The 12,094-nt window shown below is 29.2% G+C and carries 17 protein-coding genes; 13 read left to right on the top strand and 4 right to left on the bottom strand.

Annotation, left to right across the window (positions count from 1 at the left end; all coding sequences use genetic code 11):
- The first annotated feature begins 91 nt into the window (after window positions 1–91).
- The 3 genes from BT107_RS12995 to BT107_RS12985 all read left to right on the top strand — a co-directional run bounded on the left by BT107_RS12995 (window position 92) and on the right by BT107_RS12985 (window position 2,049).
- On the top strand, window positions 92–598 hold the full coding sequence (locus tag BT107_RS12995) for a hypothetical protein (protein ID WP_139254319.1): 507 nt from the start codon (window positions 92–94) through the stop codon (window positions 596–598).
- A 157-nt stretch (window positions 599–755) separates the two neighbouring features.
- Window positions 756–1,151, top strand: coding sequence for a hypothetical protein (locus BT107_RS12990; protein ID WP_072304241.1), 396 nt, complete (start codon window positions 756–758; stop codon window positions 1,149–1,151).
- A gap of 7 nt (window positions 1,152–1,158) precedes the next feature.
- On the top strand, window positions 1,159–2,049 hold the full coding sequence (locus tag BT107_RS12985) for a hypothetical protein (RefSeq protein WP_072304240.1): 891 nt from the start codon (window positions 1,159–1,161) through the stop codon (window positions 2,047–2,049).
- Between the two features lie 205 nt (window positions 2,050–2,254).
- On the opposite strand, the gene BT107_RS12980 is transcribed toward BT107_RS12985, so the two are convergent.
- Window positions 2,255–2,704, bottom strand: coding sequence for a hypothetical protein (locus tag BT107_RS12980; RefSeq protein ID WP_072304239.1), 450 nt, complete (start codon window positions 2,702–2,704; stop codon window positions 2,255–2,257).
- A complete protein-coding gene (locus BT107_RS12975) occupies window positions 2,701–3,213 on the bottom strand; it encodes a Panacea domain-containing protein (RefSeq protein ID WP_072304238.1) in 513 nt (170 codons plus the stop codon). Before BT107_RS12975 ends, BT107_RS12980 begins: the two co-directional genes overlap by 4 nt.
- Before the next feature lie 217 nt (window positions 3,214–3,430).
- Between BT107_RS12975 and BT107_RS12970 the strand changes: the two genes are divergently transcribed.
- The 3 genes from BT107_RS12970 (at window position 3,431) to BT107_RS12960 (ending at window position 5,391) form a co-directional block, all read left to right on the top strand.
- Window positions 3,431–4,069, top strand: a complete 639-nt coding sequence (locus BT107_RS12970) for an SMI1/KNR4 family protein (RefSeq protein ID WP_072304237.1) — start codon at window positions 3,431–3,433, stop codon at window positions 4,067–4,069.
- Window positions 4,070–4,202: 133 nt separating this feature from the next.
- On the top strand, window positions 4,203–4,589 hold the full coding sequence (locus tag BT107_RS12965) for an SH3 domain-containing protein (RefSeq protein ID WP_072304236.1): 387 nt from the start codon (window positions 4,203–4,205) through the stop codon (window positions 4,587–4,589).
- A gap of 202 nt (window positions 4,590–4,791) precedes the next feature.
- A complete protein-coding gene (locus tag BT107_RS12960; RefSeq protein WP_072304235.1) occupies window positions 4,792–5,391 on the top strand; it encodes a GNAT family N-acetyltransferase in 600 nt (199 codons plus the stop codon).
- Window positions 5,392–5,616: 225 nt separating this feature from the next.
- Here BT107_RS12960 and BT107_RS12955 read toward each other — a convergent pair whose 3' ends face one another.
- Entirely contained in the window at window positions 5,617–6,210 is a 594-nt protein-coding gene (locus BT107_RS12955) for a leucine-rich repeat domain-containing protein (protein ID WP_072304234.1), read from the bottom strand.
- Window positions 6,211–6,444: 234 nt separating this feature from the next.
- Between BT107_RS12955 and BT107_RS12950 the strand changes: the two genes are divergently transcribed.
- On the top strand, window positions 6,445–6,942 hold the full coding sequence (locus BT107_RS12950) for a TPM domain-containing protein (protein WP_072304233.1): 498 nt from the start codon (window positions 6,445–6,447) through the stop codon (window positions 6,940–6,942).
- 32 nt (window positions 6,943–6,974) lie between these two features.
- Entirely contained in the window at window positions 6,975–7,472 is a 498-nt protein-coding gene (locus BT107_RS12945; protein WP_072304232.1) for a hypothetical protein, read from the top strand.
- Between the two features lie 136 nt (window positions 7,473–7,608).
- Here the strand turns inward: BT107_RS12945 and BT107_RS12940 are convergent, their stop codons facing one another.
- Window positions 7,609–8,001 (bottom strand): hypothetical protein, encoded by a 393-nt coding sequence (locus BT107_RS12940; RefSeq protein ID WP_072304231.1) that lies wholly within the window; start codon window positions 7,999–8,001, stop codon window positions 7,609–7,611.
- Window positions 8,002–8,599: 598 nt separating this feature from the next.
- Here BT107_RS12940 and BT107_RS12935 point away from each other — a divergent pair.
- The 5 genes from BT107_RS12935 to BT107_RS12920 all read left to right on the top strand — a co-directional run bounded on the left by BT107_RS12935 (window position 8,600) and on the right by BT107_RS12920 (window position 11,868).
- A complete protein-coding gene (locus tag BT107_RS12935) occupies window positions 8,600–9,145 on the top strand; it encodes a hypothetical protein (protein ID WP_072304230.1) in 546 nt (181 codons plus the stop codon).
- A gap of 105 nt (window positions 9,146–9,250) precedes the next feature.
- Complete coding sequence (locus BT107_RS17735; RefSeq protein ID WP_280173627.1) at window positions 9,251–9,373, top strand: hypothetical protein; 123 nt, start codon at window positions 9,251–9,253, stop codon at window positions 9,371–9,373.
- A 56-nt stretch (window positions 9,374–9,429) separates the two neighbouring features.
- Window positions 9,430–10,005, top strand: coding sequence for a hypothetical protein (locus BT107_RS12930; protein WP_072304229.1), 576 nt, complete (start codon window positions 9,430–9,432; stop codon window positions 10,003–10,005).
- A 30-nt stretch (window positions 10,006–10,035) separates the two neighbouring features.
- A complete protein-coding gene (locus BT107_RS12925; RefSeq protein WP_072304228.1) occupies window positions 10,036–10,827 on the top strand; it encodes a hypothetical protein in 792 nt (263 codons plus the stop codon).
- 279 nt (window positions 10,828–11,106) lie between these two features.
- Window positions 11,107–11,868 carry a hypothetical protein gene (locus tag BT107_RS12920; protein ID WP_072304227.1) on the top strand — a complete coding sequence of 254 codons (762 nt, stop codon included), beginning with the start codon at window positions 11,107–11,109 and terminating at the stop codon, window positions 11,866–11,868.
- Window positions 11,869–12,094: the final 226 nt, after the last annotated feature.

The following is a 12,094-nucleotide window of genomic DNA, read 5'->3' as shown; positions in this document are numbered from 1 at the left end:
CGTTGGCAATAATTAAAACCAAATGAGAAACTTTCTTATTCTATTGATGTTTTTTACTTTCAATAAGCTTATTTCACAAGAAATAATTGGAATGAAAGAAGTTTACATTGACAATGATTTAGTTTATAAAAGTGCTGATGATGGACTTTTTACTGGAATTGCTCAAAGCAAACGGAAAAGCGGACATTTAGTTTATGAAGAGGAATATGAAAAAGGAATTATTTTATCAAGCAAATTATACTATAACGGAAAAGAAAAAAGAGTTTCAAATAAAGCCATATATAATCCGAAGAAACCATTAATTCTTTCAAAAGAATACAGCTACGACCTAAAAAGTGAGATTTTTGAAATTACTACTTATAACAATGATGGATTAAAAATACTTTATGAACAATTTACAAATGGAAAAGTTTCCTATAGTTGCGAATATTTAGGAAAGAAAAAACACGGACTTGAATTGGGTTATAGAGATGGTGGAGAAAAAATGACCTTTAGTTGCGAATATATTAACGGAAAGAAAAACGGAACCGAATATTGCTTAAAGGAAGATGGAACGGAAAGGAAAAGGCAATTTAAGCTCGGAAAAAAAGTAAAATAACTATTGCCAACAATGTATAAAAATAATCGCTCAATTTTGGGCTTAAACAAAGGTCGTTGCAAATTTACTACGTCTGATTTTCCTTCGGAAAATCCTCGCACGTAAACCCGCAACTATTCTTATACTAGAACGTTGTGGTGCATTAGAAAAACCAATTATGAAAAACAGAAAATTAGGACTTACTTTATCAATCATTGGTTTTTTGATTGCTATATCTGGAATATTTTTTGACAACCTTGATGAAGGATTAACAGTTATTAATGGAATGAAATATTTGGGTGTTTTTATGTTGATTTCGGGTTCTTTGATAACCTATTTTTCATCTCAACCTTATACCTTAGAATTTAAGGAAAATGATTGGCAAGAAACGAAGGAAGGATATCAAATTCTTATTAAAAATAAAAAACATAAAAAAAATAGCCCATTATGTACTATTTTAATGAGAAACAATGAAGGTTTTGAAGAAATATTTACAGACATTCAAATAAATCCAGATGCCGTTTTATTCAAAATATCAGGCTCAACTTTTGACGGAAAATTAATTATTAAATAGAATAAGTTTGCAAAAAATAGAATACGGAGATATCAATAAATTTTTAGTTTCAATTGGACTTGTTCTAATTGGACTTGCTGTATTGACGCCATACTTGTATTTAAAAGAAGATTTTGGATTATTTATAACAACTAAAGAGTTTAACGAATTTCAAGAACCTATTCAATCACTTATTCTTGATAAGCAGAAAAAAGTTGCATTTATCCAATGTATTATAAATTGGATTCCACTTGTACTATCTTTAAGTGGTATTGGGTTAATTATTTGGGGACTTCGCAGATGGTTTGAAAGACAATCGAAAATCGATGAACGATTTGACAAAGAAATACTAATTTTAGACCTACAAATTGAAAAACAATCTGCGACAGAAAAATTACAAAATATCAGTAGAGATTTGAATGAAATTCAAATTGGAGAAAGTAGTAATCCAAATCAAATACAGCAAAAAGTATTCAAGAAATATTTAGACGTTGAGAAAAAAGTTGCAGAATTATTTGAAAGCTATAACAGCCCTAATTTTAGTATTTACACAGATATTAAAATTGACAAAAAATATGATGTCGATATCTTATTACGTTCGAAAAACAACAAGTTTTCAGACAGAATAGTGGAAATAAAATACTTTTCGGACTTTTTACAAACTAATATTTTGGAGTCAGCTCTAAACAGGTTAAACAGAACATCAAACCATTATTTTAAATTAACGAATAAAAAAATAGTTCCTGTTTTCATTGTAGTTTATGACAAAGCAAAAGTTAATCAAGAATCAATCGAGAAAAGTAAAAAACAGTTGTCTGAATTCACGAAAGAAATTGACATTTTTAAGAGAATAAAAATAGAATTTATTGATGAAAACTCGATTTCAGGGTTTGATGTAAAGTCCGTGCTGAAAAAATAACGCACCACAACAATGTATAAAAAACATAGGGCATTTGTGGCTTAACCGAAAGTTTGGGCTTATTAACAAAGTCCGCTAAATATAAAATTTGGCGTTTATTGTAGAAAAGATAAAAGCAAAATATTTATATTTAGCTAAGTGATAAACCGAAACGATAGTGCTTGTTAACTGCCCTACGTTTCTTATACGTAGACGTTGGCAGTAATTAAAAACCAAACTTATCCTTAAGATACTTAGGAATAGTTCTCGCTGTTGAAATTGTTGTATGAATTGACCTTAAAACATTTTCTGAAACATTCCCAACCGCTCTTTCAGGATTTTCAATTAAGAAATTAATGATATCTTGTTTATTGAAAGTTCTAATTTCAGAACAATTCACATAACTATCATAATCTAAAAAGGAATGATTTTGTTTATCTATTAAAACGTGTAGGCTTTTAAGATAAGGTGTAGGAAAAACATTTTGATTAATTTCTGTATTAATAATAACGTAAGCTAATAAAAATTCATCATCATTTTTAGATACTACAATGACATATTTTGGATAATTTACATCAATATCTTCAATTTTAACGAGGATTGACTTACCTATATCAATACTTCTTTCTGCAAAATTTTGTTTTAAATTATCAGGAAATAAATCACCTAAACTCATCGAAGCTCTATACTTTCATTAATCATTTGCTGATTAATATACCTTAACACATCATCACTTGCCCCAATTGCCTTAGCCATATCTGAATAGCCAATAATCCAATTAGATTTTTCATAAGCAAAATCGTGAGATTTGCTCGTAAGTTCAGGAAAAGTTAGATTTTTGTTTTCTTCAATTGATTCAAGCAAACATTCGACATCTGATTCTGACAAATAATCCAAATTCGCATCTTTTAAAGACTTTATAAAATAACGATTATACTTTGCTACAACCTCTTCCAAACCATCAATATCTTCATCCACAACATTTTTGACAAATGAAGGAACTGGTCCATATTGCATTTTTACGTAAGTATCACCCAAGATTGGTCTACCATACTTTAATAAATGCTTTTGGTCTGCAAAATATAATATTTTGTAGGTTTTGTGAGTGTCAGCTTTTTCAAGTTTATTAATCACAAACAAAAGACTATTTACAGCTTTTTCTCTATGTAAATTAAATTCTTTCATATTCTAACGAAGTTTCTATTTGTTGAAAAATAGAGATGACAAAGTTACAATAAAAATAACTACTGCCAACAATGTATATAAAAAATAGCTAATTTCGTGCCAAATTCAATTTGCATCGTCTACTTAATAACGTTAATTTAGTCGGGAAAGTATATCTGTACTTACACGCTACTTTTCATATACAGAGACGTTGCCAGTAATTTAAGAAACCTACGAAATGAAAGAACAAATCGAACGCATAAAAACAAAATTTGACCGATTAAAACAGTTGGACAAGAATTTTGAAGTGTTCGGTTCTGAAAAGCATAATTACTTGTTTAATCGAACAAAATCGGAAAAAGAATTAATTGATTTCGAGAAAAGTCACAGCATAAAATTACCAATTCAATATAAAGAATTTTTAATGAAAATCGGAAATGGTGGAGCTGGACCATATTACGGATTGGAACCGATTGAAAACGGACTTTTTGCTGACCTTGATTATAAAGACAAGAATTACCTGAATGACTTATCCAAACCTTTTCCTCATACCGAACATTGGAATTTGGATTTTGGAGAAGTAACTGACGAAAATGAAGATGAGTATTTTGAACAAAAAGACAAAGAATATTTTCAAAATAAATGGGCAAATGGACTTTTAAGAGTTTCTAATTTTGGATGTGGAGTTTCAATGAATTTAGTTGTTAACGGAAAAGAATATGGTAATTTATGGGTTGACGACAGATGCAACGACCAAGGAATTTATCCTAATCCTTACGTTGAAAATAGAGATAGAATAACGTTTCTCGATTGGTATGAACATTGGATTGACAATGAACTGAAAGAAAAAACTACTGGCAACACCGTGTATAATTAATTGCTTTTTTCTTCTCTACTTGCGAATATTCCTGCGGAATATTCACGGGTTCGTAAATGTTTACTAACTTAGTTGCTTAACCACGCAACTAACCATACACAACAACGTTAGCATACATTTACAATAACAACAATTGGGTTTAAAAAACTACATTATAATAGTCTTTTGTTTTCTATTTCTTTCGTGTAATTCGGACAAGAATTCAATAGTTGGTAATTGGAACATTATTTCACTCCAAAGTGAAAGAGGAAATGAATTAAAAGAAGGAGATTATATCTATACTTATAAGTTCAGAAAAGATGGAACTTATAAAAATCATTTTCAAGATGATATTATAGAAGGGAACTGGATTCTAGACTCGAAAAATAAAACGATTGTATTAGATGAAGGTTTTAAAGTGATTAAAGGGACTTACAAATTGAATTTCAATATTCTTACCCTTGAGGTCAAAAAATATATTGGAGAACGAGAAAACTCTACATTTGGGACAATTATTATAGAACTTGAAAAGCTAGAGTAATACGGAGCAAAAAACATTTGCTAACAATGCCAAAACGTAATGCGGATTTAAGGGTAAAACCGAAAGGTCTGTGTATATTTATAATGTCGCTAAATCTTATGGATTTAGCTTTGGACAAGAAAAAATAAAATATAAAACTTTGGCTTTGTGTTAATCCAAAAAGTTAGTGTTTTATACACAAAGCCATTACATCTAAATAAAAATGAAACCAAAACTACTAAAGACAAAAATTAAGCTTGAGAACGATCGCGTTCTACTACTCCCTTTTGAGGACAAACGAAATGAAGAACTACAAGAAATAATCTTTGATAAAGAAATCTGGGAGTTTATGGGTATGAGCATAAACAACGAACAAGGTTTTAAAAACTACATTTCTAAGACAATTAAAGATAAAAACAATGGCTTATGCTACCCCTTTCTAGTTATAGATAAACTAACTAATAAAGTGGTGGGAAGCACTAGATACGGTAATATAAATACTGCAAACCAGAAATGCGAAATTGGTTGGACCTGGTATGGAACCGAATTTCAAGGTACCGGCATAAACAAAGCATGCAAGTACGAGCTATTAAAATATGGTTTTGAAAAAATAGGGTTTAGAAGAATACAGTTTAGTGCTGATAAAGATAACTCAAGGTCTCTAAAAGCAATTGAAAATTTAGGGGCTAAAAAAGAAGGGGTTTTTAGAAATAACTACATTGCACCCAACGGAGAAAGTAGAACCGATGTTTATTTTAGCATCATTAAAAACGAGTGGATTGCCATTAAGGAAGAACGCTTTTCTGAATTTGAAACTTATTAAAAAATAAGTGCAACAATTATAAAACAACTAAAATTATCTTTGGTACAACTACTTAAAACAACATTTTTAATTAATCTGGACTGCAAATAGTTTTACAAAGAACCTAGTGTTAAAAAAATTATGCCCAATAGCATAAAACTAAAATATGGTTGTCCTAATATTTCTGGACAACCATATTTTTTTAAAGTGAAAGGATAACCAAACCCAAGAATTCTGTTATAAGAATTAAACTATATCAAATATAATATTCTCTAGATCGCAACCATAAAAAATGCTGTTTTTATAGCTTTCGAACTTTGCTGGTAACGTAACTTTTTTAAGCTTTTTATTACTTCCAAAACTTTCCTTTGGTATTTCTGTTAAATGCTCCGGAATAGTCAGTTCTACAAACTCGTTCTCCGCAAAACAATCGTTAGCCATATCTAATACTGTTTCCGGTAAATTTAAACTAGTAAGTGCATTACCAACAAAGCAAAACATTGGTAAAAATTCAATATCAGACTCTATAACAAGTTTTTCAATTTTATTTCTCCCAAAAGCACCACCACCAATTTTGTTCACTTTATTAGGTATTATTATTTCTTTTAATTCATTCACATAAAAAGCATCTTCACCTATATATTCTAATAAACTTGGTAATGTAACCGCTTCAATTCCTTTCTTATAAAAAGCCTCTTTAAAGATATAAAGTACAGGCTTATTATTTATGTAATCTGGTATGCTAATGTTTTTAGCTTCCCCTGTATAATCTATAATTGCTATACCATCATTAACTTCTTTAAAAGAGTAATCTTTATTAACTGAATCTGATTGTTCCATAGTTCTATTATTTTATATTAAAATTAGTACCCCTTTTGGGGTCAAAAATATCTTTTATGTCATCTAAAGTAAACGGAAGGTAGAAGTCATCAAAAAGCAATTTGTTTTCGTAGCTATTGTTTTTATATTCGTAACTTTTGGTAATTAATGTATATAAAAACAAATAGTTTAAATTTACAATACTAGAATAGCACAAAACAGAAGATAACAAGCACTATTAAAAAGAAAATTAAGATGAAAACTGCATTTAAAATAGTAGTTCTACTTGTAACCTTTGTTTTTATTTCTTGCAAGGGAAATGCACAAGAGACTAAAAAAAGTACCTTTCCAGAATCTATTGGAATTATAAACGATTACAGTGAAATTTTAACTGAATTACAGCGTAATGAACTAACAAAAACTCTTTACAATTATAATATTAAAACTACCAGACAAATTAAAGTAGTAACAGTTGATAGCATAAGCCCTTATACCAAAATTCAGAAATATGCTACCGATTTAGGTAACCATTGGGGAGTAGGTACAGCAGAAAAAAATAACGGACTTACCATAGTTGTCTGTACACCTTGTAGAGAAATGGCAATAGCCACCGGTACAGGCACAGAGCTTGTATTAACTAATGAAATTTGCTCAACTGTACTAGAAAAAACAATACTACCAGAATTTAAAAAAGGTGATTTTTATAGCGGAATTAAAAAAGGCATAACGGAATTAATTGAAATATGGGAGTAACTTATTTTTTATAAGTAACCCAAAAAAATACTATGATAGAAAGTTTACTATTCTTATTCTTTAGCATTGTTGGCAGCATATTACTTATAACATCCTTAATTTTTCTAGTATTTGGAATAATTAATACATCTTCAAAACTTAAAAAAATAGCTATAGGAACAGGTATTGCTTCCTCGTTATGTTTTGGTATAATTGTCTTTTGGTATAAAATAGCAATTCCCTCTTTTAACAAAACAGAATTTAACAATTATGCTGGAGTTTACCAACTACAAACTATTGAGCGTATAACAGAAAACAACAATTCTAAATTGGAGTTGTTTGCTAACGGAACTTATAACTTCACTGGAGATAAAAGTATGGGGTTAAGTAAAAAAGGAACCTGGAAAACTGGAGGTATTAATGGTAATTTTGAATTTTATGATGCAAATGAAAATCTAATTGAATACGCCACACCTTTTGATGAAAACGGAAGTAAAAAAATTATTTTTGATCTTTACAATTCTAATGAAAAGAGGTTTATAAAAAGGTAAAAGCTTTTACTAATTATTTCTACACTAACAACATTGCATTACAAGCCTTTTGAAAGACAATCTCCTAAAAGGTACACTAACACCTGCCAGCAGATAGTAGACTTGCTAAAACACAACAAAAACGAACAAGAGCGGTTTATTCTTGATCTAACTGCGCTTGTGTAACATTCTGGAAAGAAGGTAAACTCTCTGTAATACTACCAGCACCTTTTTTGTTAATTTTAAAAATAACATCTTTAGTTGTTGTAAATAACAACACAGAAAAGAAAGACTTTCTTAAATGTGGTTTTAAAACCAAAAAAGCCTCATCTAAAGTAAGCTCCTCTTCCACATCTTCTGTTTCTCTAGACCTGTACCTAAACTTAAGTAAAACCTTAAAGCCGTCTTTAGAATATACAGGTCTAACAAATATGTTTTTTAAGTCTGGTTTACCTATAGTTTTTGCCATAGTTAACTTGGCAAAATTACCTTCTTCTACACTTTCTTTTACTTGCTCCCAGAAAACAAGAAACACATCTTGGTAAGGCATAAACTATAAATTAAATAATATCTATTTTGGAGCACCAAAAGTAACACTAATAATTCAATTCATAAATTACTAACTGCCCTAATCTAGTAACGTAGCATATAAATAGCCATTTTGGACTATATTTTATAGTTAAGGTCTACCCCTATTTACAATACTACATTTTAATTTTACAAATACCCATAGTAGTATACTAAATACAATGAATTTACACCCAAGTATATATTTTATTTTTTCTATTTAAAAAACAATCCTGAAAAGAAATCTCTATTTAAGAGAATATATTCAGATCCTTGGGTGATTGGTATTCCACTAATTATTATAACAGTAATATTAGGTGCTGAAAGAGTAAAAGATTGGATTGATTCATATATTAACAGACTATAAAAAACGGTAGCCAACACGGTGTATAATTCATTGCTAATTATAGCCTACGTACGAGCATTACTTGCAGAATATTCTATCTGTATTAATTTACTAACTTTAGTACTTAAAAAAACGTAAAAATCACTTACAACAACCTTGTAACCATTTGAAGCATATGCCCATTAACAAATTGAAATATTTTAACTTTTTAATATGTTGTTCTCTTTTAACAATTATGGCTTGTAACACAACTGGTAAAAAGAATAAAAATGTAATTGAACAGAATGTTGACAGCGAAATACCTGATAGTTCTACGACAGTTAAGAATACAAGTTTATTGAATTACAAGACAACAGTGGATACCCTTGAAATAATTGTTGTTCAATGTGCAAATGGATATGAATACGCTCAACACGGTTATGATTTTAATCCAATAATAGAAAAAGAACTACACTATTTTGAAAATATTAACATTAAGCCATTTCCATTAAAAACTCTGATGGGAGTACCATATCAAGGCGTTTTTGATAAAAAATATTGTCCGCCAATTATTGAAAAAGTAAGTGCAGATTACCTAATATTAACTCGGTTTGATAAAGGCTTAGGAATTTTTGATAGTAACAAACAAAAATGGGGGTATGAGTTGAGAGTTGTTAACACCAAAACATTGGAACAAGTAAACTCTATTGCAGCACATAACTTAAAAGACTATTCCGAAATTGAGAAACATATAAAAAACAATATTGAACAACTTAAAATAGATATTGAGAAATTAAACTAATACAAACATCTAGAATAATTTTAAAAAGGCTTACCAACAAAATTACGCTCTCCAAAACACACAACAAACCAAACACAAACCGTTAAGTACATACTAAAAAACAGAATGGAAAATAAGACAATAACCAAAAGATTTGCTATTTGGCGTTTTAAAGATGTTCCAGGTGCGCATGTTCCTAAAAAACTGGCTAAAGAGATTGATAATAATGGGTTTACAGATATCTCTTGAAAAAAAATCGCTACTTATAATTGCTAACAGCAATCTAACCTTACAATACTAAACTAATGAAGAACCTTTTTACTGCACTATTTTTAATAATAACGCTTACTAGTTTTTGCCCTACAAACAACAACACTCCTGATAACGAGGCTCTTATTAAGCTATACATTAAAGCTAGAAATAATTATAAAACATCAAAAATAATAACTCTGGTTGATAAAGGTTACAAAGAAACATTTGTTGATGGAAGTTTAGAAATTAAAGATCTAGAACACCTAAAAGAGACTATTCTATTTCAAAAAGGAATAGAATCTAAAATTAAATTAATAAGCTTAGAATCTACAGATGAGAATACAGTAACAACCATAGAAGAGTACAGTAGCTATATTGATATTGCTCTTGGAAGAAAATTGAGGACGTTTAAAATAATCTACACAATTAAAAATGGTAGAATTTTAAATCAGAAAATGATCCCTTTAAAAGGGTATGATGAAATCACGGAATTCAATATTAAATGTTGGGGAAAATTTACTGATTTTTGTAGTAAAAACAAAGTAGAATTTGATGATTCTAAAATGAATTATGAAATGGCTGTTAATTTAAAACAAGCATTAGAAAAATACTTGAATAGCAAAAAATAACTGTACACAATAATGTAAAAACATAAAAATATGGGCTGGGATATAAGTTATCATCCAATTTCTGAAAAACAAATAAATGAATGGTATTTTAATGTGTTAGACAACCAAGATCTAATAGAAAAATTAGCATCAGAAAATAACATTGAAGACTTTTATAAAGAAAAGTATGCAGATACTATTAAAGTCGGTTTAGAAACCAAAGATGATGCTGTATTTGATATTAATCACGGGTATTACGTTGCAGTTGTTCAAGGTTTTTTTCAAAAATATTTCTACACTAGAGGTGCTGCTCTTTCGTTTTCAGAAACCTCAATACTTCAAAAGTATTTTAAAAATTGGAGTGACATTATACCAAATAACAAACTGACTAAAAATGTAAACAACCGTATAATTAACAACTACTGTTCTGGTGTCTATATTCCAGAAAACAAAGTAACTGAGCTAATTAACGATTATAACAACGATCCTGAAATTAAAAAAGAAATAGATCATTTGTTTTCTCACAATAGAATTAATGAATTTCTAAAAGCTTTAAACTTTGCAAAAGATAATAATTTAGGGTTATTAGAGGCTACAGAAGTTGTAGAACCAAACCCTATAGATTTAAACGATTCTTCTTGCTACTCTAACCTGTTTAATTGCGATCCAGCAGGCGCTTTACTTTATCAACAAACAGCTATGGAACAATTTGCTGAAATTGAAAAAAGACAAAATTTACCTAAAGGAGAAATAGCATCAAAAGCTATATATGAAGTAACCAATATTGCTTCTGTTAAGAAAAAGGAAAAAGTAGGATTTTGGAAAAAACTATTCGGGAAATAAAAACTATTACAAAAAACCAAGTATAAGCAATTACTACCTCTTGCCTACTTTACAAATTCTAAAGCTTTGAGACTCCTAGGTTTTATATTCAATTTTTATTTTATAAATTAGAAGCTTAATCAAGAGTTAGTACACATTTGCTAACGTATAATTTTCCTCTAGAAAACAGACCATACAGCCTCGAAATTATTATTATACAAGCCAACTAGCAATAATTCACCAATGAACCCGGAATACAAAACACTTAATATAATAGTATTCTTTCGTTTCATTATTTTTATGATTTTCACTACTCCTGTTGCTGTTTTTTTAATGTTTGTTTCTGAAGATAAAGCCTATTTAGCATACTACCCCTTAATTATTTTGTACGGCCTATTTATGACATATGTTATAACATCTATTGGCAACTCTAGAAAATTTAAAAGAAATGTTACTACTAAACGTACAATACCATATTATACATTTTTTTACGAAAAAGAAGAGTGGAATGCTTTTGTAGGTAAAGATTTAAAATCTACTAAAAAAATAATTAGAAAATTAACTTTTATAGTATTACCCATAGCCCTTTTATTGTGTTTTATAGGCACTGTAAAACAAGATTTGACCACTTTTATTGTTTTGGGGTTAATAAGTCTACTTTTATTAATATGCTTTGTATTCTTATTATATATTCAAAAGATAAAGCCACTGAGTGCAGAATTAAACTCAAGCACAAGAAAAATAGTCTTTTTTAATGAAGGGCAAATTCTAGGTAGTAATCATATTTTGAATTTCTACAGGAACAACCAGCAGATGTCATTAAACGAAATTACCATTGAAGAAATAGATGAAATTGCTAATTTATGTTTTAATGCCACTATAAAAGTATATGAAAGTGGGCATGATGATGATATTATAAAAAAAGACTATATTCCTATTCCTCTAAAAGATCAGCATATAGCTATGGAGCTATTAAAATTATTTTCAGAGAACCTACAAAAAAGGAAGCACAAAAAAAGAATGAAAAACAAAAATACTGCAAAAAAAACCGAGTATAATTAATTATCTAGTTCAAGCCTATTTGCAAAATACCAAAGTTATTATATTCAAAGTAATCGTTTTACAGCAAGTGCAGCTAGAAACCTAAGTAATAAAGTTTGTTTTTAGTGCAAAACCAAACTTAACCTAGCACATTTTCAATTGTAGAACGAATATATATTTTACGTCTACGCTTATACCTTTGGCTTTTTTTTCAAAAGGTAAAACCGCTACTTTTAGCGCTCACAAA

It is taken from the genome of Cellulophaga fucicola, assembly GCF_900119145.1.
GTDB lineage: Bacteria > Bacteroidota > Bacteroidia > Flavobacteriales > Flavobacteriaceae > Cellulophaga > Cellulophaga fucicola.
The sequence above is the reverse complement of the archived record's forward strand: the minus strand, read 5'-3'. Positions and strand labels throughout refer to the sequence as shown.